The 22,594-nt window shown below is 74.4% G+C and carries 17 protein-coding genes; 11 read left to right on the top strand and 6 right to left on the bottom strand.

Annotation, left to right across the window (positions count from 1 at the left end; genetic code table 11):
• Nucleotides 1-4 precede the first annotated feature (4 nt).
• The gene (locus IF29_RS0121310) at nt 5-916 is read right to left on the bottom strand and encodes an AurF N-oxygenase family protein (protein ID WP_030257334.1); all 912 of its coding nucleotides are present in this window, start codon (nt 914-916) and stop codon (nt 5-7) included.
• A 130-nt stretch (nt 917-1,046) separates the two neighbouring features.
• Here IF29_RS0121310 and IF29_RS0121305 point away from each other — a divergent pair, with 130 nt between their 5' ends.
• The 4 genes from IF29_RS0121305 (at nt 1,047) to IF29_RS0121290 (ending at nt 7,423) form a co-directional block, all read left to right on the top strand.
• Nucleotides 1,047-1,781, top strand: a complete 735-nt coding sequence (locus IF29_RS0121305) for a rhomboid-like protein (RefSeq protein WP_051725599.1) — start codon at nt 1,047-1,049, stop codon at nt 1,779-1,781.
• 4 nt (nt 1,782-1,785) lie between these two features.
• Nucleotides 1,786-3,480 carry a DUF885 domain-containing protein gene (locus IF29_RS0121300; protein WP_030257330.1) on the top strand — a complete coding sequence of 565 codons (1,695 nt, stop codon included), beginning with the start codon at nt 1,786-1,788 and terminating at the stop codon, nt 3,478-3,480.
• A 140-nt stretch (nt 3,481-3,620) separates the two neighbouring features.
• Nucleotides 3,621-5,762 (top strand): DUF4139 domain-containing protein, encoded by a 2,142-nt coding sequence (locus IF29_RS0121295; protein WP_051725598.1) that lies wholly within the window; start codon nt 3,621-3,623, stop codon nt 5,760-5,762.
• Between the two features lie 41 nt (nt 5,763-5,803).
• Nucleotides 5,804-7,423, top strand: a complete 1,620-nt coding sequence (locus tag IF29_RS0121290) for a mucoidy inhibitor MuiA family protein (RefSeq protein ID WP_030257326.1) — start codon at nt 5,804-5,806, stop codon at nt 7,421-7,423.
• Here IF29_RS0121290 and IF29_RS0121285 read toward each other — a convergent pair.
• Together IF29_RS0121285 and IF29_RS0121280 are read right to left on the bottom strand one after the other, a co-directional pair.
• On the bottom strand, nt 7,403-8,548 hold the full coding sequence (locus IF29_RS0121285; RefSeq protein WP_051725597.1) for a phosphotransferase family protein: 1,146 nt from the start codon (nt 8,546-8,548) through the stop codon (nt 7,403-7,405). The two genes, IF29_RS0121290 and IF29_RS0121285, sit on opposite strands and share 21 nt — an antisense overlap.
• Entirely contained in the window at nt 8,548-9,774 is a 1,227-nt protein-coding gene (locus tag IF29_RS0121280) for an Rv3169 family protein (protein ID WP_051725596.1), read from the bottom strand. Before IF29_RS0121280 ends, IF29_RS0121285 begins: the two co-directional genes overlap by 1 nt.
• Nucleotides 9,775-10,022: 248 nt before the next feature.
• Between IF29_RS0121280 and IF29_RS0121275 the strand changes: the two genes are divergently transcribed.
• The 5 genes from IF29_RS0121275 (at nt 10,023) to IF29_RS0121255 (ending at nt 15,909) form a co-directional block, all read left to right on the top strand.
• The gene (locus IF29_RS0121275; protein ID WP_051725595.1) at nt 10,023-10,385 is read left to right on the top strand and encodes an SAV_915 family protein; all 363 of its coding nucleotides are present in this window, start codon (nt 10,023-10,025) and stop codon (nt 10,383-10,385) included.
• Between the two features lie 14 nt (nt 10,386-10,399).
• Entirely contained in the window at nt 10,400-10,912 is a 513-nt protein-coding gene (locus IF29_RS43760) for an Lrp/AsnC family transcriptional regulator (protein ID WP_051725594.1), read from the top strand.
• Nucleotides 10,913-11,066: 154 nt separating this feature from the next.
• A complete protein-coding gene (gene lysA, locus IF29_RS0121265; protein WP_051725688.1) occupies nt 11,067-12,377 on the top strand; it encodes a diaminopimelate decarboxylase in 1,311 nt (436 codons plus the stop codon).
• A gap of 146 nt (nt 12,378-12,523) precedes the next feature.
• On the top strand, nt 12,524-15,241 hold the full coding sequence (locus IF29_RS0121260) for a sensor histidine kinase (protein WP_084714711.1): 2,718 nt from the start codon (nt 12,524-12,526) through the stop codon (nt 15,239-15,241).
• Nucleotides 15,238-15,909, top strand: a complete 672-nt coding sequence (locus IF29_RS0121255; protein ID WP_030257309.1) for a response regulator — start codon at nt 15,238-15,240, stop codon at nt 15,907-15,909. The genes IF29_RS0121260 and IF29_RS0121255 overlap by 4 nt, the downstream gene beginning before the upstream one ends.
• 33 nt (nt 15,910-15,942) lie before the next feature.
• Here IF29_RS0121255 and IF29_RS0121250 read toward each other — a convergent pair whose 3' ends face one another.
• The 3 genes from IF29_RS0121250 to IF29_RS0121240 all read right to left on the bottom strand — a co-directional run bounded on the left by IF29_RS0121250 (nt 15,943) and on the right by IF29_RS0121240 (nt 17,732).
• Entirely contained in the window at nt 15,943-16,476 is a 534-nt protein-coding gene (locus IF29_RS0121250; RefSeq protein ID WP_037596018.1) for a universal stress protein, read from the bottom strand.
• 174 nt (nt 16,477-16,650) lie between these two features.
• The gene (locus tag IF29_RS0121245; RefSeq protein ID WP_030257304.1) at nt 16,651-17,397 is read right to left on the bottom strand and encodes a DUF2071 domain-containing protein; all 747 of its coding nucleotides are present in this window, start codon (nt 17,395-17,397) and stop codon (nt 16,651-16,653) included.
• Complete coding sequence (locus IF29_RS0121240) at nt 17,394-17,732, bottom strand: metalloregulator ArsR/SmtB family transcription factor (protein WP_030257302.1); 339 nt, start codon at nt 17,730-17,732, stop codon at nt 17,394-17,396. The genes IF29_RS0121245 and IF29_RS0121240 overlap by 4 nt, the downstream gene beginning before the upstream one ends.
• Before the next feature lie 192 nt (nt 17,733-17,924).
• Between IF29_RS0121240 and IF29_RS0121235 the strand changes: the two genes are divergently transcribed.
• Nucleotides 17,925-21,548: a DNA polymerase III subunit alpha gene (locus IF29_RS0121235; protein ID WP_030257299.1), complete on the top strand. Its 3,624-nt coding sequence runs from the start codon at nt 17,925-17,927 to the stop codon at nt 21,546-21,548.
• Nucleotides 21,545-22,549 (top strand): DNA polymerase Y family protein, encoded by a 1,005-nt coding sequence (locus tag IF29_RS0121230; RefSeq protein ID WP_030257296.1) that lies wholly within the window; start codon nt 21,545-21,547, stop codon nt 22,547-22,549. Before IF29_RS0121235 ends, IF29_RS0121230 begins: the two co-directional genes overlap by 4 nt.
• Nucleotides 22,550-22,594: the final 45 nt, after the last annotated feature.

Raw genomic sequence — 22,594 nt, 5'->3', positions numbered from 1 at the left:
GCCGTCAGCCCAGCAGGCCGGACCGGCGCCACGCGGCACGGTCCAGCGCGCTGTGGATCACGCCGATCTCCTCCAGGAACGAGACCAGCTTCTCGGCGGACCAGCGCATGGTCTCCCTGCGGTGCGCGCTCTCGCGCGCCTGGCGCTGCGCCTCCTCCACGTCGAGTCCGACCGCCGCGTACACCCCCGGGTGCACCAGGGCCCGGGCCACCACGACCGAGGCCTCGCCGGAGACGGTGCGGGTGAACTGCCGCTCCCATGCCGGGCAGGTCGCCATCTGCCGGCGCAGCTCCTCGCGGGCGTAGCGGACGTGCCGGGCCTCCTCCACCACGTGGATCCGGGTGATCCCGCGGACCAGCGGCTGCACGGTCTCGTCCGGGAAGGTCTGCCGCTGGATCCGGTCCAGGATCTCCTCCACCAGCAGGGTCGCGGTGAAGGCGCCCGGGGTGGTCGCGGTGGTCTTCAGCACCCGGCCCAGGAAGCGGGTGGTGCCGCCGGGGCCGTAGCAGGGGGTGCCCAGCTTGGTGACCATGCGCGCGAACATCTTGGAGTGCCGGCACTCGTCCGCCATCTCGGTGAGCGCGTAGGTGACATGGCGGCTGCGCGGGTCCATGTCATAGATGTGCCGGGCCAGCAGCTGCATCAGGATGACCTCGAACCAGACGCCGGCGGAGGCGAGGCTGGCCGCCTCGTGCCGGGAGAGCTCGATCCGGCGCTCCTCGGAGAGCCGGTTCCAGATCGGCGTGCCGTACAGCGAGACCATCCGCTCGGGCAGGAACCACTTGCCGGGTTCCAGCGGCGCGTCCCAGTCGAGCTCGGTCTCGGGGTCGTGGGAGTGCTTGGCCGACGCCTCCAGCAGCCGCTCCGCCACCTGTTCGCGGTCGGTCAGCAGTGCAGACCCGCTCTTCTCCGCCATCACGACGCCCTCCCTCGGTACGACTCCTTCGCTCTTATGAGACTGCATGTCAGCAAGAGCGTCAATCCCCTGACCCCGGACGCGGGCGCGTCCGTGCCGCCGGGGTGGCGCGAACCGCGACAATGGCGGCATGACGTCGGAGGGGAGCAGCACAGCAACGGCCCGGACCTCCTGGATCCGTCGGTGCGGCGCAGCCGTCTGGCGCTTCGTCAGGGCCGCCCCCGGCACCTGCCTCTACCTGCTGATCCTCGGCGCCAACACCTTCGCCCTGGTGCAGATGTCACCGAGGTTCCGGCGGTACTTCCTGTTCAGCCACAGCACCAATCTGATCGAGCTGCGGCACCATCCGATCAAGGTGCTGGTCAGCAGCGCCTTCTGGACCGCGACCCCGAGCTTCGCCTACTGGCTGCCGCTCTTCCTGCTGTTCCACGTCCCGGTCGAACGCTGGCTCGGCACCCTGCGCTGGCTCGCCGTGGTCGCCATCGCGCACATCCTGGCTACCCTGGTCAGCGAGGGCACCGTGGCCGTGCTGATCAACATGGGCCGGCTGCCGCTCAGCACCAGGCACACCATCGACATCGGCGTCAGCTACGGCCTCTCCGGCTCGGTCGGCGTGCTGACCTGGTTCTTCGCCCGCCCGCTGCGCTGGTGGTACCTGGGCGCGACCACGGCCTTCTTCGCCGTGCTGTTCGCCGTCGCCTGGGACTTCACCAACCTCGGGCACCTCACCGCCTTCCTGCTGGGCGTCGCCTGCTACCCGATCACCAGGGACGTCCCCGGCGGGAACTGGCGCCCGCACCGGCGTCCGCGGGCCGGTTCGGACGCCGACGGTCTGTCACCACTGCGCAGTGGTGCGACAGGATGACAGCATGTCCGACTCATCTGCAGCCAGCGCCCCCCGTACCCCCCGTCAGCTCGCCGACGCCTATGTCGACGCCTACGCCGCCCTGGACCCCGGGGTCGCCGCCGGCCTCGGCGTCAACCTGGACGACGAGCGCCAGCCCGACCTCTCCCCGGCGGGCTTCGACGCCGCCGACGAGCTGGACCGCCGCACCCTGGAGGCGCTCGCCGCACTCCCCGCTGACATCCGCGCCGACCCCGCCGAGGCGGCCTGCGCCCGGCTGCTCACCGAACGCCTCGGTGCCCGCCGGGCGGTCCACGCGGCCGGGGACCACCTCCGCTCGCTGCGGAACATCTCCTCGCCGCTGCACCAGGTCCGGCAGATCTTCACCATGCTGCCGACCGCGACCGAGCAGGACTGGTCGGTGGTCGCCGGGAAGTTGCGCAACACCCCGGCCGCGCTCCGGGGATACCGGGCGACCCTGACCGAGGGCCTACGGCGCGGGCTGTACTCCGGGCCGCGCCAGGTGGAGACGCTGATCGGACAGTTCGACGGATGGCTCGGCGCGGACGCGGGCAGCAGCTGGTTCGCCGACTTCGTGACCGGGGGCCCCGACGCCCTGCGCCCCGGGCTCGACCGCGCCGCCGCCGCGGCCACCGCCGCCACCGCTGACTTCCGCGACTGGCTCCGGGACGGCTACGCCCCCGCCGCCGCGGGCGCGCCCGACATCGCCGGACGCGAGTACTACCTGCGGGCCGCCCGCTACTGCACCGGCGCCGACCTCGACCTGGACGAGGCCTACGCCTGGGCCTGGACCGAGTTCCACCGCCTGGACGCCGAGATGCGGGTGGAGGCCGACCGGGTCCGCCCCGGGGCCGCGCCGCTGGAGGCCGTCGAACACCTGGAGGCGCACGGGCACGCGGTCAAGGGCGTCGAGGGCATCCGCAGCTGGCTGCAGCAGCTGATGGACGAGGCCGTCGCCGCGCTCGACGGCACCCACTTCGACCTGGACGGACCGCTGCGGCAGGTCGAGGCGATGATCGCCCCGGCCGGCAGCGCGGCCGCGCCCTACTACACCCGGCCCAGCCTGGACTTCTCCCGTCCGGGCCGGACCTGGCTGCCCGTCCAGGACCGGGAGACCTTCCCGACCTGGCAGCTCGTCAGCACCTGGTACCACGAGGGCGTTCCGGGCCACCACCTGCACCTGACCCAGCGGATGCGCTGCGCCGACCGCCTCTCCACGTTCCAGATGACCCTCGGCAGCGTCAGCGCCGAGACCGAGGGCTGGGCGCTGTACTCCGAGCGGCTGATGGACGAGCTCGGCTTCTTCACCGACCCGGGCCGCCGGCTGGGCTTCCTGGACGAGCAGATGCTGCGCACCATCCGGGTGATCATCGACATCGGGATGCACCTGGAGCTGGTGATCCCGGCCGACTCCCCGTTCCACCCCGGCGAGCGCTGGACGCCGGAGCTGGGCGCGGCCTTCTTCGCGGCCTACAACGGCAGCCCGGCCGAGATGCGGGAGAGCGAGATCGTCCGCTACCTGGGCTGGCCGGGCCAGGCCATCGGGTACAAGCTCGGCGAGCGCGCCTGGCGGGCCGGCCGGGAGCAGGCCAGGGCCCGGCACGGGGCCGGCTTCGACCTGAAGGCCTGGCACATGGAGGCGCTGTCCCAGGGGGCTTTCGGGCTGGCCGACCTGACGGAGCAACTGTCCGGGCTCTGATCCGTCCGGACCCGCTCGTCCGGACCCGGTCTGCGGAGCCGGCCTCCGGAGCCGGTCCCATTTCGGGGACAGCGCGGACTTTGTCGGTGCCAGCCTCTAACGTGGCTCGCACGCAGGTTCCGGCGAGGAGGTCATGCACGATGTCCGACATCTCTTCCGAGGACAGTCGACTCGTCTCCGTGGTGGTGTACGCCTCGGGCGCGGTCTGCCGTCGCCGTGCCCTGATCCGGGCTCGGAGCGGCCCGGGTCCGTTCCGGATCGCCCTCGGCGGGCTGCCGCTCGCGCTGGACCCGCACAGTCTGCGGGCCGCTGTGGTCAGCGGTCCGCAGCGGCTGCGGGTGCTCGATGTGCGGCGGGAGGTCGAGGCGGCGCTGCCCTCGGTGGAGGACCTGTCGCCGCTGAGGAGCGCCTGCGACGAGGCTGAGGAGGCGGCGGACGCGGCCGGGGCGGCCCGGGCGGCGCTGGCCGCTCAGGTGGAGCACACCGCCGCGTTGCGCGCCGTCCCGCCGGTCCCGCGCCGGGGCGACCCGCCTCGGCACGCGCCGGCGGACGCGCTGCTGGCGCTGGCCGACTTCGTCGACACCCGGCTGGGGGAGCTGCAGCAGCGGCTGCTCGCGGCCGAGGACGCCGAACGCGAGGCCCGGCGCGAGGCGGAGATCGCCCGGCGCCGGCTGCGCGCCGCCTCGGGGGCGCTGCCGACCGAGCGGGTCAGCCCGAGCACCACGGTGGTGCTGACGCTCGATCAGGCCGGGGCCGCCGGGCCCGAGGAGGGGCCGTCAGGGCAGCCGGAGCAGCCGGAGCCGGAGATCGAGCTGGAGCTGGAGTACGGGGTCCCCGGCGCGACCTGGACGCCGACCTACCACCTGCGGCTGGACGGCATCCACAGCGACACCCCCGGCGGCAGCCTGGCGATGCGAGCCGTCGTCGCCCAGCGCACCGGCGAGGACTGGACCGGGGTCCGGCTCGGCCTGTCCACCGCCGACCTGCGCCGCCGCACCGAACTGCCCGAGCTCCGCTCGCTGCGGCTGGGCCGCAGGCAGACCGAGGTGGCACCGATGTTCCGGCGCGAGCCCCCGTCCGGCCTCGCCGAGCTGTTCACCGGGTACGACGCCTTCCCCAAGCCGGCCGCCGTCGAGGCGCAGGCCTCCGCGGCGATGGCGGGCGGAGCCGCGGCGGGCCTGCTGGAGGAGGACGCGGACCTGGCCATGGACACCTTCAGCGTGAAGTCGGTGCGGACCCGGTCGGTGGGCTCGGCCGGCCCCACCGGCGGCCCGGTGCCCTTCCCGCCGGCCATGGCGGCGCCCCCGGCGCCCGCGCCCGGCGGGCCGGCGTACGCGCAGCCGATGCAGGCCATGCGGGCGCCGATGGCCCCCTCCGGCGGCTACGGCGGACCGCCGTCCGAGGCCAAGAAGGCGTTCGGGGCGGGGGCCGCCCAGCAGCCCGAGCCCGACCAGGCCCTGCGCGACCTCGCCCAGCTCGCCCTGGCCGGACCGGACGAACCGGCCGCCGAGCGCGGGCTGCTGCGCCCCGGCGCGGCCGGCACCGGCGCGGTGGCGACCGAGTACCGCCGGCGCGCCGAGTCCGTCGCGCGGCTGGCGCTGCCGCCGCGCTCCGTGCCGGTCCGCAGCTCCGCCGGATCCTTCGACCACCGCTACGACACCGCGGCCACCGTGGACGTCCCCGCCGACGGCGCCTGGCACACGGTGCCGGTGCTGGAGTTCCCGGTGGAACTGGCCGCCGAGCACATCTGTGTCCCGGCCGTCGACCCCCGGGTCTACGCGGCCGTGCGGCTGGGCAACACCAGTCCGCACGCGCTGCTGGCCGGCGCGGCCGAGGTCACCGTGGACGGCGCCTATCTGATGACGGTTCAGCTGCCGACGCTCGCCCCCGGGCAGCACCGCCGGGTCGGCATCGGGGTGGTCGAGAGCGTGCAGGTGGCCCGGCACACCCGGATGCGGGAGTCGACCGCCGGGCTGCGCGGCGGCACCGTCGTGCTGGAGCACTCGGTCGAGATCGAACTCGTCAACCGGCTCGGGCGGCCGGTCACCGTGGAGGTCCGCGAGCGGGTCCCGGTCGGCGGCGACAAGGACGTCAAGGTCGAGGAGCAGCAGGCGAACCCGCCCTGGACGGTGGTCCCGCCGGAGCAGGACGAGCAGCACCAGCGCGGGATGAGGGTCTGGCGGGTCACCCTGGAGCCGCACGCCAAGCAGCAGTTGAACGGCGGCTACGCGGTCAGGATCCCGGCGGCCAAGGCCGTGGTCGACGGCAACCGGAGGCTCTAGTGGCCGACAGGAGGAACGGCCGACAGGAGGAGCTGAGGAGCATGGCCGAGAAGACCGAGGACGGCGCGATCCCCTGCCCGGTCACCGCGGTGACCCTGCTGGAGGACCGGGCCGAGCTCTCGCGCACCGCCGTGCTCGACGGCGGGCTGCCGGCCGGCACCCACCGGCTGCGGCTGGGCCCGGTCGGCCCGCTGGCCGTGGACCGGTCACTGCGCGCCGGACTGGAGGCGCCGGGGGCCGGGGCGGACATCCGCGACGTGCGCCTGGTCCGGCTCTACACCCCGCCGCCGGAGGGCGCCCCGGGCCCGGACGCCTCGGCGCTGCGCCACCGGGTGCACGAACTCGGCGAGCTGATGCGCCGGTTGGAGGCGGACCGGGACCGCACCGGGGCCCGGGTCGCGGTGCTGGACCAGCTGCTGGACGAGCTGCGCCGGGACATCGCCGAGAGCGCCGGCGCCGGCGCGGCCGACCCGCAGCGCTGGACGGCCGAACTGGACCGGGCCTACGACGAGCACACCCGGCACGGCGAGGCGCAGCGGCTGCTGCTGCGCCGCATCGCCAGGACCCGTACCGAGCTCGGCAGCGCCCGGGAGGCGCTGGACGCGGCCGAGGAGCAGCCGCTGGTGCTGTCCGCCTTCGTCGACGTGGTGATCGAAGCCGGCGAGCCGCTGCCGGAGGGGGCCCGGCTGCAGCTGGTGCACCTCAGCCCCTGCGCGCTCTGGCGGCCCGCCTACCGCGCCGAACTGTCCGCCGACGGGACCTCGCTGGCGCTGCAGTGCGACGCGGTCGCCTGGCAGCGCACCGGTGAGGACTGGACCGGCGCGGCGCTCTCCTTCTCCACCGCCCGGACCACGCTGGCCGCTGAACCTCCGCTGCTGGGCGAGGACGTGCTGCTGCTGGTGGACCGCACCCCGGAGGAGCGGAAGACCATCGAGGTGGACCTGCGGGAGGTCGACATCCAGACCGTGGGCCCCGCGGACGACGGCCCGGCCGGGCCGTCCGCCGCCTCGGCCGCCGCGCTTGCCCTGCCCGGGGTGGACGACGGCGGCGAGGCCCGGCTGCTGGTCGCGCCGGCGCCGGTGGACCTGCCCTCGGACGGTCGGCCGCACCGGATCGGGCTGGCCTCCGCGACGCTGCCGGCCACGGCCGAGTACAGCTCCGCCCCGGAGCTGTCCGCCCTGGTCACCCAGGTCGCCCGGTTCCGCAACAGCACCGGCCAGGTGCTGCTGTCCGGCCCGGTCGACCTGATCCGCGGCAGCGGCTTCGTCGGCCGCGGCGAGCTGCGCTTCACCGCCGAGGGCGCCCCGGCCGAGCTGTCCTTCGGCAGCGAGGACACCTTCCGGGTGACCCGCTCGGTCGAGGAGTCCCGGGACACCACGGCGGTCACCGGACGGACCGTCATCACCCGTACCGTCCGGCTAGCGCTGTCCCGCTTCGCGCCCGCGGACGCCGCGCCGCTGGCGGTGGTGGTGCGCGAGCGCATCCCGGTCTCGGAGATCACCGCGGTCGACGTCCGGCTGGACAAGGAGCGCAGCTCGCCGCAGCCGGAGGGGGTGGACGCCGACGGCATCGTCCGCTACGACCTCACCCTGGCCGCCGACGACCGCCGCACCCTGACACTGGGTTACGAGATCACGGCGTCACGGTCGGTGGCCGTCTGAACCGGGTTCCCGCCTGCCGGGCTGTGCCGCTTCCACCAGCTGCTCCAGCCTGGCCCGGTGCATGATCAGCCGGTCCGGGTCGGCCGGGGCCTCGGCCTCGCCGAAGTGCAGCTGCCGGTAGCCGATCCGCAGCATCACCACGGCGTGCCGCAGCGCCGCGTAGAGCAGGTGGAACTCCATGTCCCGCGGGGTGTGGCCGGTGAGTTCGGCGTAGCGGGCGCAGATCCGGTCCGGTTCCAGGAAGTCCGGCATCCCGGGCAGGCCGGAACCCTCGGTCAGGTCCTGGAAGAAGCGGTGCAGGAAGATCAGCCAGGCCAGGTCCAGCTCGCGCGGACCGACCGAGGCCATCTCCCAGTCGAGCACCCCGACCGGGTCGAAGCCCTGGTAGACGATGTTGCCGACCCTGGCGTCGCCCCAGCTCAGCACGGTCGGGCCCTCGTCCTGCGGCCAGAGCTGCTCCAGCCGGGCGAAGGCCCGCTCGATCAGCGGGGAGCGCGGCCGGCCTTCCACCACCCAGGCGTAGTACTCGCGTTGCTCGTCCACGTGCCGGCGCAGCGGGCTGCGGAACGAGCCGTGCGCGGCGGTCGGCGCCAGGAAGGCGGCGTCCTCCGCCGGGACGGCGTGCAGCCCGGCCAGCACCTCCAGGGTGGCCTGCTCCAGATGCGCCCGCTCGGCCGGGGCGGCGTCGAACAGCCAGTTGCCGCCGTAGGTGTAGGGCATCACATCGGGGGGCACCCGGCCCTCCAGCCGTTCCATCACGAATCCCGTGGCGCCCAGCGGGGCCGGGTCGGTCTCCAGCCGCAGCAGCCGGGGCACCGGCACCTTGGTCCGCTCGGCGACCAGCCGGATCGCCCGGTACTGCCGCTCCATGTCGTAGCGCGGGAACACCGCGTAGGCGTTGGTGTCGGCGGCCAGCCGCAGCACGCAGGGCTGGACCGTGCCGTCCGGCCGCCGCAGGTCGAACAGCACCGTCTCGCTGGACATCCCGTTGGAGGGCGGTACGGTCAGCCCGCCCACGGTCGCCCCGGGCAGCCAGCCGGCCACCCAGGCGGCGAGGCGGCGCTGCAGCTCGGCGGGGTCGCGGGTGGTGGTGCGCGGACGCGGGGCCTGCGGGGCGGCCGGCATCAGCGGGGACCTCCGTCCGGGGTGCCCGGGACGCCGCTGCTGGAGACGCGGCTGCGCGTGACGCTGCCGAAGTCGGTGAAGCCGCTGGGGTCGTGGCGGCCGAAGCTGCCGTGCTCGAAGATCCCGTGGCCGACCTCGCCGTCCAGGGTGAACCGGGCCGCGTGGTCGGTGACCCCGTAGGCGGCCGGGCCCAGTCCCTTCGGATCGCCGAGGTTGTACACCATGCGCTCGCTCCAGCCCCGGCCCTGCCAGGTCCCGTGCTGCCAGTCCGGTGCCGGCGGGTAGCCGGCGCCGACCGCCAGCGGGCTGCCGAGCAGCACCTCGGCCCGGACCTCCAGCGGCTTGCGGGCGGCGTCGGTGAGGTGGATCACCGCCGAGCGCGGCTCCCGGCCGCCCGGCGCGTAGGCGATGTCGACGTAGGGCCAGCCCAACTGCTCGTCCCTGCGCCCGCTGCCGTCCCGGTACACCGCGACCGCGTCGTTCAGGGTGCGGTAGCCGTCGGCGTCCTCCTGGAGCACCACCATCAGCATCCGGTCCCGGAACCTGATCGGGCACCAGACCCAGTGGAAGCCCTCGGTGCGGTGCTCCTCGGCGGCGCGCCCCGGCTGCTCGCCGGGGATCGGACGGACGCCCCAGCTGCGGTCCCGGGTGCCGGTCCAGCCGTCCGGGGTGACGGTGTACTCGACGCCGGCGGCGCGGATGGTGCCGGAGGGGGCGCCCGCCTGGACGAAGCGCCGCCCCTCCAGGGTGAGCCGGTCGCCGGTGCGGGCCACGTGGTGCGGCTCCCACAGGGCCGGGAACTCCGCCTCCCAGGTCAGGTCGAAGCTGAGCCCCTCCTCGGCGCCGGCGCCCTGGGCGGCGGCGTCCTGATCATCGGGGTCGGGTTCGCAGACCAGCCGCAGCGTGCGCAGCGGCCGGTGCACCTCGATCCGCAGCGGGCCGACGGCCAGCTGCATCCGGTCGTCGCCCAGCGCGTCGGACGCCCGGACGGCGTACAGCCGGTCGCCGATGCGCAGGGTCGCGTAGGCGTCGATCACCCCGGTGTTCGGGTACACCCCCAGGCCGGTGATCAGCAGCGCGCCGCCGTCGTGGTCGAACACATGGAAGATGCAGCGGTCGTAGGCGTTGCGGTCCCCGGTCGCGACATGGCGCATCGAGAGCGGCACCTGGTGCACCGGGTACTCGTCGAGGGGTACCGGACGGTCGGCGTTCGCGTGCTGGGACATGGCTGGTCCTCCCCGGGGCAGCGTTAGCTGACGGTACGTCAGAAACAGCTGCGCGGACCATACCCCTGCAGCCCCTTCGGCCGTCCGGGTGGCCCGGAGTCAAGACGACGTCAGCGTCCGGCCCCGGCGGATCAATGAAGCGTCAGGACGGCGGCACGGGTCCGACCTGCGGGCTTAGCGTCGAGTCGCGGCCCGGACCTGATCCACCCACCACCTCACCGGGCCTGGTACGAGAGGACCTGACGGACGTGTCCGAGGACCATACTCACCCCGAGGCGGAGCTCGAACCCGAGCCCGGCCACCACCTGCTGTTCGCGCCGGTGCGCGACACCGCCTGCGGCATGGCGCTGCGGCTCTTCCGCGAGCGCGACGGCTCCCGCTGCGCGGTGGCCTTCAGCACCGAGCAGCGGCTGCGCGCCGTGCTCGGCAGCGCGCAGCGCTGCGTCCCGCTGTCCGAGCCCGCGCTGCGGGAGATGACCGGCCCGATCGGGGTGACCCGCCTGGTCGTGGACCCCAACCTGGTCGCGCCGCCGGTGCGCGAACTCCCCGCGGCCTCCCCGGTCCGCACCGCACCCCGGCCGCCGGCCGCGCTGCCGCAACTGCTCCGGTGAGCGGCCCGCACCCAGTGACCGCGGCACCCGCGGTCCCCGCCCCTGCTCCCGCCCCCGGACCCGGACCCGCCCCCGCCCTCGACGACCTCGACCGCCGGCTGCTCCAGGCCCTCAGCGAGGACGGCCGGGCCAGGGCGCGGACCCTGGCCCGGCGGTTCGGCCTCAGCGAGAGCGCCGTCGCCGCCCGGCTGCGCAGGCTGACCAGCACCGGTGTGGTCACCGGCGTCCACGCCGGGATCGACGCCGCCGCGATCGGCCGCCCGCTGCAGATCCAGATCCGGCTGCGGCTCCGTCCCGGGGCCACCGCGACCGGCGTGGAGCAGGCCGCCGCCAGGATGCCGGCCGTCTACGCCGGTTCCGTCCTCGCCGGGGACCACGACCTGGAGCTGCGGCTGGCCTGCCGGGACGCCGCCGAGCTGGCCGCCTCCGTCGCCGAACTGCGACGTTGCGGGGCCGCCGAATGCCAGGTCGAGGTGGTGCTCCGCGGCTTCCTCTACCCGCTGCCGGTGGAGCCGCTCACCAGCTGACCCGACCTCACCACCCCTGCTCTGCCCCGAAGGAGAAGCCGTGCTCACCGCCCGCCGCAGGAACGACCGCGCCGAGGACACCGTCCCGGACCGCGAAACCGTCCCGGATTGCGACACCGCGCAGGACCGCGACACCGCGCAGGACTGGACGCCGCTGGGTGCCCCCTGGCCGGCCGCCGCCCGCCGCGACGGGGACGACGTGCTGGTCGGCGGGGTCGCGCTGGGCCACGTCGCCGCGCGCTTCGGCACGCCGGTCTACGTCCTGGACGAGGCCGAGGTGCGCGAGCGCTGCCGCGCCTACCGCCGGGCGCTGCCGGACGCCGAGGTGCACTACGCCGCCAAGGCGTTCCTGTGCGGGGCGGTCGCCGAGTGGGTCGAGCAGGAGGGCCTGGGTCTGGACGTCTGCTCGGGCGGCGAGCTGGAACTGGCTGTGACCTGCGGGTTCCCGGCCGAGCGGATCGTGCTGCACGGCAACGCCAAGAGCCCGGAGGAGCTGGCCGCGGCGGTGCGCCTCGGCGTGGGGCGGATCGTCGTCGACTCCTTCCCGGAGATCGCCAGGCTCGCCGTGCTGGCCTCGGACGACTGCCCGCAGGACGTGCTGGTCCGGGTGGTGCCCGGGGTCGCCGCCGGGCACCACCCGTCGGTGCGGACCGGGACCGACGAGCAGAAGTTCGGCTTCTCGCTGGAGCCCGGCGAGTCCGGCGCGGTCAGCGCCGCCGTCGACGCGGTGGACCGGATCCTGCACCAGCCGCACCTGCGCCTGGTCGGCCTGCACTGCCACCTCGGCTCGCAGATCGCCGACACCGCGCCCTACCTCGCCGCGCTGGACCGGCTGGTCCCGCTGCTGGCCTCGGTCCGGGACCGGCACGGGGTCGCCCTGCCCGAGCTGGACCTGGGGGGCGGCCACGCCGTCCCGTACCGGCGCGGCGAACCGGCCCTGGACCTGGAGGAGTTCGCGGCGGCGGTGACCACCCGGCTGGAACAGCTGTGCTCCCGGCACCGGCTGCCGGTGCCCCGGCTGGCCGTCGAGCCAGGACGCGCGGTCACCGGCCCGGCCGGGGTCGCCGTCTACCGGGTGCTGACGGTCAAGCACAGCCCGGGCGGCCTGACCTTCGTCGCCGTGGACGGCGGGATGAGCGACAACCCCAGGCCGGCCCTCTACGGCTCCCGCTACACCGCGACGCTGATCGGCCGGGCGAGCGACGCCCCGCTCGCCGAGGCGCGAGTGGTCGGCCGGCACTGCGAGGCCGGGGACGTACTGGTGCCCTCGGTGGAGCTGCCCGCCGACGTGCGGCCCGGCGACCTGCTGGCGGTTCCGGCCGCGGGCGCCTACCACCTCTCGATGGCGTCGGGCTACAACCTGGTCGGCCGTCCGCCGCTGATCGCGGTACGCGACGGCGCGGCGCGGATGCTGATGCGCCGGGAGACCCTGGACGACTTCCGCCGCCGCGACATCGGCCGCTGACCTCCTCCGGAGTGCCCGGTGCGGCAAGCGGCGTCAAGGATCCGTCAAGGTTCGACGGACCCGCGCAAGGGAACCGTCAACCTTCGCGACAGCCCACCTGACGTGCTGTTTCCTGACGATGAGTGCGATGGACGCGGTGGACGCGGATGCGGTTGGTGCGGGGAAGTACAGGAAAGGGAAGCCCGTTGGCACGGTACGGCGGCAAGGGTCGGCTGAAGGTCTTCCTCGGTGCCGCTCCCGGTGTCGGGAAGACCTACCGGATGCTGGACGAGGCGCGGCGCCGGGCCGAGCGGGGCACCGACGTGGTGGTGGCCTTCGTGGAGTGCCACGGCCGCCGCAGCACCGAGGAGAAGCTGGCGGGCCTGGAGGTGCTGCCGCGGCTGACGCGGGAGTACCGGGGCGTGTCGTTCACCGAGATGGACCTGGACGCGGTGCTGGCCCGGCGTCCGGAGGTGGCGCTGGTGGACGAGCTGCCGCACACCAATGTGCCCGGCGGCCGGCACGCCAAGCGCTGGGAGGACATCCAGGAGCTGCTGGACGCCGGGATCGACGTGCTGACCACGGTGAACGTCCAGCACCTGGAGTCGCTGAACGACGTGGTCGAGAAGATCACCGGGGTGCCGCAGCGAGAGACCGTGCCGGACGAGGTGGTGCGGCGGGCGGACCAGATCGAGCTGGTGGACGTGGCGCCGGAGGGGCTGCGCCGCAGGATGGCGCACGGCAGCATCTACGCGCCGGAGAAGGTGGACGCGGCGCTGTCGCACTACTTCCGGGTGGGCAACCTGTCGGCGCTGCGGGAGCTGGCGCTGTTCTGGCTGGCCGGGCGGGTGGACGAGGGGCTGCAGAACTACCGTGCCGAGCACGGGATAGCGGCGGTGTGGGAGACCCGGGAACGGGTGGTGGTGGCGCTGACCGGCGGCCCGGAGGGGGAGACCCTGATCCGCCGGGCCGGACGGATCGCGGCCCGGGCGGCCGGCGGCGACCTGCTGGCGGTGCACGTGGCCCGCAGCGACGGCCTGGCCGACGCCAACCCGGCGGCGCTGGCCGCGCAGCGGCGGCTGGTGGAGAGCCTGGGCGGGAGCTACCACTCGGTGGTGGGCGACTCGGTGCCGCGGGCGCTGATCGACTTCGCCCGGGCCGAGAACGCCACCCAGCTGGTGCTGGGCACCAGCCGGCGCGGCACCCTGGTGCGTTCGCTGACCGGGCGCGGGATCGGCGAGACCGTGGTCGCCCTCTCCGGCGACATCGACGTCCACATGGTCACCCATGAGCAGTCCGGCCGGGGCCGGCGGCTGCCGGTGCCGGGGCGGCTGCACTCCCCGTCGCGCCGGATCGCCGGGCCGCTGGCCGGCCTGGTCACCCCCTTCCTGCTCACCGCGCTGCTCAGCGGGACCAGGGGCACGGTCAACCTGACCAGCGACATCCTGGTGTTCCTGGTCGCGGTGGTGGGGGTGTCGCTGCTGGGCGGGGTGATCTCGGCGCTGCTGGCGTCGCTGGTCGCGTCGCTGCTGCTGAACTACTACTTCATACCGCCGATCCACCGGTTCACCATCAACGACCCCAACAACCTGCTGGCCCTGGTGGTCTTCGCGGTGGTGGCGATCGCGGTGGCGGTGGTGGTGGACCGGGCCGCGCGGCTGGCCCGGCGGGCGGCCCGGGCCACGGCCGAGGCGGAGACGCTGTCGGCGCTGGCCGGCAGCGTGCTGGGCGGGGAGAGCGCGGTGGAGGCGCTGCTGGCCCGGCTGCGGGAGACCTTCGGCATGGACTCCGTCGAACTGCGCGACACCTCCCCCGAGGGGGGTTCGGAGGAGGCGGAGGTGGAGGCGGAGCAACGGCAGGAGCCGGTCCGGGAGGGCGAGGCGGTGGAGGAGGTACCGGTGGGGGACGACGCGGTGCTGGTGCTGCGCGGACGGCCGCTGCCGGCCGCCGACCGCCGGGTGCTGGCGGCCTTCGCCGCGCACGTGGCGGCGGCGCTGGACCGGGCCCGGCTGGCGGAGGTGGCCGCCGAGGTGGAGCCGGTCAAGGCCGCCGACCGGATGCGCACCGCGCTGCTGGCCGCGGTCAGCCACGACCTGCGCACCCCGCTGGCGGTGGCGCTGGCCTCGGTCAGCTCGCTGCGCAGCCAGGACGTCCAGTTCTCGCCCGAGGACCAGCAGGAGCTGCTGGCCAGCGCCGAGGACTCGCTGGGCAAGCTGAACCGGCTGGTCGACAACCTGCTGGACATGAGCCGGCTGCAGGCCGGCGTGCTGCCGATGGACCTGCAGCCCACCGCCCTGGAGGACGTGCTGTCCGCCGCGGTGGACTCGCTGGCGGACGGCAGGCCGCCCAACCTCAGGGTGCAGGGGCTGGAGGAGGCCCCTGCCGTGCTGGCCGACGGCCCGCTGCTGGAGCGGGTGGTCGCCAACCTGGTCGCCAACGCGCTGCGGCACGGCGGCGACGCCCCGGTCCTGGTCACCGCGAGCGCACTGGCCGGGCAGGTCGAGTTCCGGGTCGTCGACCACGGGCCAGGGCTGCCCGAGGACGACCGGGAGCGGGTGTTCCTGCCGTTCCAGCGGCTGGGCGACACCGACAACGGCAGCGGCGTGGGCCTCGGGCTCGCCCTCTCCCGGGGGCTCACCGAGGCCATGGGCGGCACCCTCGTCCCCGAGGACACCCCCGGCGGCGGCCTGACCATGGTCCTCTCCCTGCCGGCCCCCACGGCGACCCCGGACCCGGCCGCCCCCGTACCGGACCCGGCCGCCGCGCCCGCATCCGCGCCCGAACCCGCATCCGCGCCCGAACCGGCGCCCGCGCCTGCACCCGCGCCTGCACCCGAATCCGCGTCCTCCTACGCGACGGCCCCGGACGGAGAAGCCCACCCGTGACCCGAGTCCTCATCGTGGACGACGAACCGCAGATGCTGCGGGCACTGCAGATCAACCTGGAGGCCCGCCAGTACACCGTGGCCACCGCCCAGGACGGCAGCCGCGCCCTGGACGAGGCCGCCGCCTTCCCGCCCGACGCGGTCATCCTCGACCTCGGCCTGCCCGGCCTGGACGGCACCGAGGTGATCCGCGCGCTGCGGGTCTGGAGCGCGGTCCCGGTCATCGTGCTCTCCGGCCGCTCCGGCGCGACCGACAAGGTCATCGCCCTGGACGCCGGCGCCGACGACTACGTGACCAAGCCGTTCTCGATGAACGAACTCCTGGCCCGGCTGCGCGCGGTGCTGCGCCGCCCGGCCTCGGACGAGCCCATCGGCGGCAGCGCGGTGATCGGCGACCACACCGTGGACCTGGCCGGCTGCACCGTACGCCCGGTCCCGGTCCGGCTGACCCCGACCGAGTGGCGCATCCTCACGGTGCTGGTGCAGCATCCGGGCCGGCTGGTGACCGGCCGTCAACTCCTGCTGGACGTCTGGGGACCGGGGCACGAGCGCAAGACCAACTACCTCCGGGTCTACCTGGCCGGGCTGCGCCGCAAGCTCGAACGCGACCCGGCCCACCCCCGGCACCTGCTGACCGAGCCGGGGATGGGCTACCGCTTCGAGCCGTGAGCGAGCCGTGGGCCTGCGTGGCCGACCGCGCGGCTACTGCCGCACGTCGGTGCCCGCGTACGCCTCCACCGGGAGGGCCGGCAGGCGGTGCCGCTGGCGCAGCGGCATCTGGGCCAGCAGCGCGGGCGGCGGCACCGCCAGGACCGGGCAGCCTGCGTGCGCCACGCAGAAGCGGCTGACCGAGCCATGGGTGATCCTGGCGAACAGCCCGCGTTCGCCGGCGCCGACGACCAGCAGGTCGTCCGGGCGGTCGGCGATGTCCACCAGCGCCCGTCCCGCCTCCGCGCGGATCACCAGCGGACGGACCACCAGCCCGCCGGGGAACCCGCCGAAGGCCTCGTCGAAGCTGTTGCGCAGCCGCGCGCAGGCCTGCCGCTCCCAGAGCTTGAGCAGGTCGGGGCAGGGGGCCCGGCGGTAGCCGGTCTCGCCGCCCACCGGGGTCCAGGCCAGCGCGGCCCACAGCTCCGACGGGCCGCGCCGGGCCTCGTCCACCGCGGCCCGCAGCGCCGCAAGGCTGCTCGGGGACCCGCTGACCCCCACCACGACCCGCCGGATCGCCGTCGTCATTTCCGCCCGTCCCGCCTCTGTGCCCCGGAGTTCTCCCCGCTATCGGACCTCGCGACAACGTCCCAGGCCAGAGCCTTGACACCGCCCTGACGGGGCAGCCGCCCGCTTTGACGCGGTCTTGACCAGCCCCGGACGGGATCCACATCACGGGATCCACATCAAGGGCACGGTCACCTACCCGAAGCAGACCGACGGCTGACCGGTGGCCATGGTGGGGAGCGGCCGCCAGCCTGCGGGGACGTTCCGCATGACCAGGGCGCAGTCCAAGGTCGCACTCCCCGACGGGAAGCGGTCCGGGTCGTCGAAGAAGGACGATGCGGCGGAGCGGACCCGGCAGGCTTCCACCTGCCAGGCGTCGGTGTGCAGTTCCATTCCGTCCAGACGGCGGCCGGACCTGGTGGCCGAGAAGCCCTTTGCGCCGCCCTGGAAGAAGCGGGAGGCCTCGGCGAGGTCGGTGAAGAGTTCGCTGCCCCGCAGCTCGTCGGACAACTCGACGGCGACATCCACTCGGGTGTCGCCGTCCCGCGTCGCCAGCGCGACATGTACCCGGCCCGCTGTCTCGTGCACCTCGAAATCGGCGCGGCCGTGTTCGCCGGGGAAGACGCGGCCCCCTGCCCAGGCGTTGAGTCGTGAAGCGGTGTCGCGACGTGGGATGTAGACGCCGGTCTCGACTCCGTCCGGCCCGTCCCACTCGACGGCGATCCGGTGCGCCGCGTTCTCGCTCCGAAGCCCGAACGCCTTGGGCGCCCAGGTCGGCCGGACGCTCCCCAGGCGCAGCAGGCAGATGCCCGCGACCGCGTGGTCGTGCACCAACTGCGGTCGCAGCGGCGCGGGGAGCAGGCGCGCGGCGGCGTCCGGGGCGACCCGGTAGTTCACCAGAAGTCGTCGTTCAACGACGCTGGACAGGCGCGGTTGTCTCATGACCCCTCACTCCGCTCTGCGCCCCCGGGGCGCCATCTGGTGTGGCGCAGCACGAGCTGCTCGGGGCAGACGGCGCTGAGGAACCGGCCGATGCAGGTCGCCAGCCGTTCCTCGGCCAGGGTGTAGAGGATCCGGTTGCCGTCCCGGCGCTCGGTGACCAGCCCGGCTCCCTTGAGCACTCCGAGATGCCGTGAGATGGACGGCGCGCTGATCGCGAACCTGGCGGCGATCTCACCGGCCGCGAGCTCGCCGCCGCGGAGGTCCTCCAGGATCTGGCGCCTCGTCGGATCAGCGAGTGCGCGGAAGGCCCCGGCTTCGTCCTGCGCTGTTGTCATGGCCAATGATTAGCACATTAGCTAAATACCTAACAAGGGTGTCGACGCCTCCCCTTGGTATCGCCGCCTCTGGGCAGGTCATCCGACACATTCCATCGAATACATGTTCGAGAGATGCCCCTATGATGGATGGGAAGGCTGTGGTCCGAGGGTCGGATGGGGAGGGGAGCGGGTGACTGGTAGGAGGCGGCTGTGGCGTTTACGCATCTGCGTGCCGTCTCCGGGTTCTCCGCCCGTTACGGCGCCAGCCACCCGGAACGGCTGGCCGAGCGCGCCGTCGAGCGCGGTCTGGACGCGCTCGCGCTGACCGACCGGGACACCCTCGCCGGCGCCGTCCGCTTCGCCAAGGCCTGCCAGAAGGCCGGGATCCGGCCGCTGTTCGGGGTGGACCTGGTGCTGCCCAGCCACGTGGACGCGACACCCGCCCAGGCGCGCCCCCAGGACCTGGCGCGGACCGAGTCCGTCGTGCGCCGCCGCACGCCCGTGCGCGGGGGTGCGTTCATCGACGAGAGCGCTCCGCGCGGGGTGTTCCTGGCGCGCGACCGGGCGGGCTGGGCAGCGCTGTGCGCCCTGGTCACGGCCGCGCACGCCGGTGCCGGCGACATGCCCGCCCTCGGCTGGCCCGATCTCGAACAGATCGCCGACGCGGCGGCCGGCCACCTCTTCGTGCTGCTCGGCCCCGGCTCCGAGGTCGGTGCCGCGCTCGCGGCCGGGCGCCCGGACCGCGCCGCCCGGCTGGTCGCGCCCTGGCGCCGGCTGTTCCCCGACGCCCTGCACCTGGAGGCGGTGCACCACCCGGTCGCGGCCACCGCGGGCACCGGCCCCGGCAGCCTGCGGCTGGCTGCCCGCACCCTCGCCTTCGCCGAGGAGCAGGGCCTGCCCGTCGTGCTCACCAACCAGGTCCGCTACGCCGACCCCGGCGGCCGGCGGCTCGCCGACGTCCTGGACTCGGCCCGGCTGCTGGTGCCCGTCGACGCCCGCAAGCCGCAGCAGCGGGACAGCGGCGAGGGCTGGCTCAAGGACAGTGGGGACATGGCCGGGCTCGCCGAGCGGATCGCCGACGCCGCAGGCCAGGGCCGCGACGGCGCCCGCCGGCTGCTCGCGGCGACCCGCGCGGTCGCCGAGGCCTGCCTGGTGGACCCGCAGGACGACCTGGGGCTGGGCACAGTGCACCTCCCCGAGCCGGTGCTGGTCGGCGCCGACCGCCGGGGCACCGACCGGGTGCTGCGCTCCCGCTGCGTCACCGCGATGGTCCGCCGCGGCTACCACCGCCGTCCCGACCAGCGGAAGTACTGGAAGCGCCTGGACGCCGAGTTGGACACCATCGCCCGGCTGCGCTTCGCCGGCTACTTCCTCACCGTCGCCCAGGTCGTGGACGACACCAGGGCGCTGGGCATCCGGGTCGCCGCGCGCGGCTCGGCGGCCGGCTCGCTGGTGGTCCACCTGCTCGGCATCGCCACCGCCGACCCGGTCGAACACGGGCTGCTGATGGAGCGCTTCCTCTCGGTCAGCCGCCGGGCGATGCCCGACATCGACATCGACGTGGAGTCGGCCCGGCGGCTGGACGTCTACCGGGCGATCTTCGAACGCTTCGGCGCGGAGCGCACCGCCACCCTCGCCATGCCGGAGACCTACCGGGTCCGCCACGCCATCCGCGACACCGGTGCGGCACTGGGCCTGGACCCGCAGACCATCGACCGCCTCGCCAAGGCATTCCCGCACATCCGGGCCAGGGACGCCCGCACCGCCCTCGCCGAACTGCCCGAACTGCGCGAGGTCGCGGCCGAGGACCACGGCCCGCTGTGGGAACTGGTCGAGGGCCTGGACGGGCTGTCGCGCGGCACCGCCATGCACCCCTGCGGTGTGATCATCTCGGACGCATCGCTGCTCACCCGCACCCCGGTGGTGCCCACCCCCGGCGAGGGCTTCGCCATGTCGCAGTTCGACAAGGAGGACGTGGAGGACCTCGGCCTGCTGAAGCTGGACGTCCTGGGCGTCCGGATGCAGTCGGCGATGGCGCACGCCGTCGCCGAGATCGCCCGCGCCACCGGTGAGCGGATCGACCTGGACGACCCGGTGCAGGTCCCGCCCGAGGACCCGGCGGCGATGGCGCTGATCCGCTCCGCCGAGACCCTGGGCTGCTTCCAGGTCGAGTCGCCGGGCCAGCGCGACCTGGTCGGACGGCTGCAGCCGGAGACCTTTGAGCACCTGGTGGTGGACATCTCGCTGTTCCGCCCTGGGCCGGTGGCGGCCGACATGGTCAAGCCCTTCATCGAGGCCCGGCACGGCCGCAGCACCCCCGCCTATCCGCACGAGGACCTGATCGAGCCGCTGAAGGAGACCTACGGCGTGGTCATCTTCCATGAGCAGGTGATCGAGATCATGCGCATCATGACCGGCTGCGACCGGGACATGGCCGACGAGGCCAGGCGCGGGCTGTCCAAGCCGGAGACCCAGGGCCGGGTCAGGGCCTGGTTCGGCGAGGGCGCCCGCAGGCGCGACTACAGCGCCGAGGTGATCCGCCGCACCTGGGAGATCCTGGAGGCGTTCGGCGCCTACGGCTTCTGCAAGGCGCACGCCACGGCCTTCGCCGTGCCGACGTACCAGTCGGCCTGGCTCAAGGCGCACCGGGCCGCCGCCTTCTACGCCGGGATCCTCACCCATGACCCGGGGATGTACCCGAAGCGGCTGCTGCTCGCGGACGCCCGGCGGCGCGGGGTGCCGGTGCTGCCGCTGGACGTGAACCGGTCCGAACAGGATTTTAGAATCGAACTGGTGTCTGATGAAAACTCCCGGAACGGACGCTGGGGTGTCCGGATGGCGCTGTCCGAGGTCCAGGGCATCACCGAGGCCGAGGCCGCCCGGATCACCTCGGCCAGGGTCGGCCGGCCGTACGGCTCGCTGCCCGACCTCTGGCACCGGGCCCGCCCCTCCCGTCCGCTCGCCGAACGCCTGGTGCAGGTCGGCGCGCTGGACCCGCTGGCCCGCGGCGCGGGCCGCCGCGACCTGCTGCTCCAGCTCGCCGACCTGCACCGGGAGGACCGCGGCCGCCCCGGCGACGGCCAACTCCCGCTGATGGCAGCCGATCCGGACGCGCCTGCTGATCCCTCCGGCCTGCCCGAGCCCGACGCCGACGCCCGCCTCGGCGCGGAGCTGGAGATCCTCGGACTCGACGCCTCCCGGCACCTCATGACGACCCATCACGCCTTCCTGGAGGAGCTCGGGGTCACCTCGGCGGCCCGGCTGCGGCAGACCCGTCACGGTGCGTCGGTCCTGGTCGCGGGCATCAAGGCGGCCACCCAGACGCCCCCGATCCGCTCCGGCCGCCGGGTCATCTTCACCACCCTGGACGACGGCAGCACCGCGGGCCTGGTCGACCTCGCCTTCTTCGAGGACAGCCACCCCCGCTGCGCCGCCGTGGTCTTCCACCACGGGCTGCTGCTGGTCAGGGGCATCGTCCAGCGGCGCGGGCGGCAGAGCCTCAGCGTGGTCGGCAACGCCGCCTGGAGCCTGACCGAACTGGCCGAACTGCGCCGCACCGGCGGCCTGGGGGCCGTCGCCGCACGCCTCGCCGCCGACGCCGCCCCTGATGCGGCTCTCGATGCCGCCCCCGACGCCGAGCCCGCCGAGGCGGAGCCCGCGCAGCCCGGCCCCGAGCGGCCCGGCCCCGAGGCGGGACCCCCCGCACAACCCGGCCGCAGCATCCGGATGTCCACCGGCTACGAGCTGCACCCCTGGGCCGACCTCAAAACCCCCGGCAGCCCGGTCGCCGACACCCGCCGCCTCTGGCACTCCAGCCCCGGGAGCGCAGGATGACTGACTATCAGATCTCCATCCTGCACGTGGTCCTGCGTCGGCCCGGTGTCGCCGCCCCACTCGCCGCCGAGGCCTACGACCAGGTCCTGGGCCTGCTGCGGGGTATCACCCCGGTGGTCGAACCGCTGCCCCCGGACGCCGCCCTGCTCGACGTCCGGGGAGCGCAGCGCTACTTCGGCACCGACGCGGTCCAGCTCGCCGAGATGATCAGGGTCCGCGCCCTCGCCCAGCAGGACGTCGACTGCACCATCGGCCTCGCCGCCAACCCGCTGCTGGCCCGGCTCGCCGCCAACACCTCCATGGTCGGCGGGATCCACGTCCTGGCCGACCCCGAGGCGGCGCGGGCCTTCCTCGACCCGCTGCCGGTCCTCGCCCTGCCCGGGGTCGGCCAGGCCACCGCCCGCACCCTCGGCGGCTACGGCCTGGACACCGTCGGCCGGCTCGCGGCGGCCCCGCTGCCCACCCTCCAGCGCATCCTCGGCGCGTCCGCGGGCCGTCAACTCCACCAGCGCGCCCGGGGAATCGACCCCACCCCGGTCGCCACCGGCACCCCGACCCGCTCCCTGGCCGCCGAGCACAGCTTCGACCGCGACGAACTCGACCCGGTCGAACACCGGCGTGCGCTGCTCGACCTCACCCACCACCTGGGTGCCCGGCTGCGCGCCGGCGGCCAGGCCACCGGCGCGCTCACCCTCACCGTCCGCTACGCCGACCGCTCCACCAGCACCCGCAGCCGCACCCTCGCCGAGCCCACCGCACACACCCCGGCCCTGACCACCACCGCCTACCGGCTCCACGACACCCTGGGCCTGCAACGGGCCAGGGTCCGCGGCATCACCCTCCGCGCCGAGGGCATCCGCCCCGCCGAACTGGCCCCGCACCAACTCAGCCTGGACCCGGTCGACGACCGCAACCACCGCATCGAAGCCGTCATCGACCGCACCACCACCCTCTTCGGCAGCACCGGCCTCACCAGAGCCTCGCTGCGCCGTGTCGCCTGACCAGAAGGCTGCGCTACCCTCCTTCGAACACTGACGACTGTCATG

Origin of the sequence: Streptacidiphilus jeojiense (genome assembly GCF_000719095.1) — a bacterium.
Classification (GTDB): domain Bacteria; phylum Actinomycetota; class Actinomycetes; order Streptomycetales; family Streptomycetaceae; genus Streptacidiphilus; species Streptacidiphilus jeojiensis.
This window is presented reverse-complemented; position numbering and strand designations above follow the sequence as displayed.

Excerpts from the sequence above, each read along its gene's own strand:
- IF29_RS0121260 (WP_084714711.1), top strand. The coding sequence starts at position 12,524 with ATGCGGTTGGTGCGGGGAAGTACAGGAAAGGGAAGCCCGTTGGCACGG.
- IF29_RS0121230 (WP_030257296.1), top strand. The coding sequence starts at position 21,545 with ATGACTGACTATCAGATCTCCATCCTGCACGTGGTCCTGCGTCGGCCC.
- IF29_RS0121285 (WP_051725597.1), bottom strand. The coding sequence starts at position 8,548 with ATGCCGGCCGCCCCGCAGGCCCCGCGTCCGCGCACCACCACCCGCGAC.
- IF29_RS0121300 (WP_030257330.1), top strand. The coding sequence starts at position 1,786 with ATGTCCGACTCATCTGCAGCCAGCGCCCCCCGTACCCCCCGTCAGCTC.
- IF29_RS0121245 (WP_030257304.1), bottom strand. The coding sequence starts at position 17,397 with ATGAGACAACCGCGCCTGTCCAGCGTCGTTGAACGACGACTTCTGGTG.
- IF29_RS0121240 (WP_030257302.1), bottom strand. The coding sequence starts at position 17,732 with ATGACAACAGCGCAGGACGAAGCCGGGGCCTTCCGCGCACTCGCTGAT.
- IF29_RS0121290 (WP_030257326.1), top strand. The coding sequence starts at position 5,804 with ATGGCCGAGAAGACCGAGGACGGCGCGATCCCCTGCCCGGTCACCGCG.
- IF29_RS0121305 (WP_051725599.1), top strand. The coding sequence starts at position 1,047 with ATGACGTCGGAGGGGAGCAGCACAGCAACGGCCCGGACCTCCTGGATC.
- IF29_RS0121250 (WP_037596018.1), bottom strand. The coding sequence starts at position 16,476 with ATGACGACGGCGATCCGGCGGGTCGTGGTGGGGGTCAGCGGGTCCCCG.
- IF29_RS0121295 (WP_051725598.1), top strand. The coding sequence starts at position 3,621 with ATGTCCGACATCTCTTCCGAGGACAGTCGACTCGTCTCCGTGGTGGTG.
- IF29_RS0121280 (WP_051725596.1), bottom strand. The coding sequence starts at position 9,774 with ATGTCCCAGCACGCGAACGCCGACCGTCCGGTACCCCTCGACGAGTAC.
- IF29_RS0121310 (WP_030257334.1), bottom strand. The coding sequence starts at position 916 with ATGGCGGAGAAGAGCGGGTCTGCACTGCTGACCGACCGCGAACAGGTG.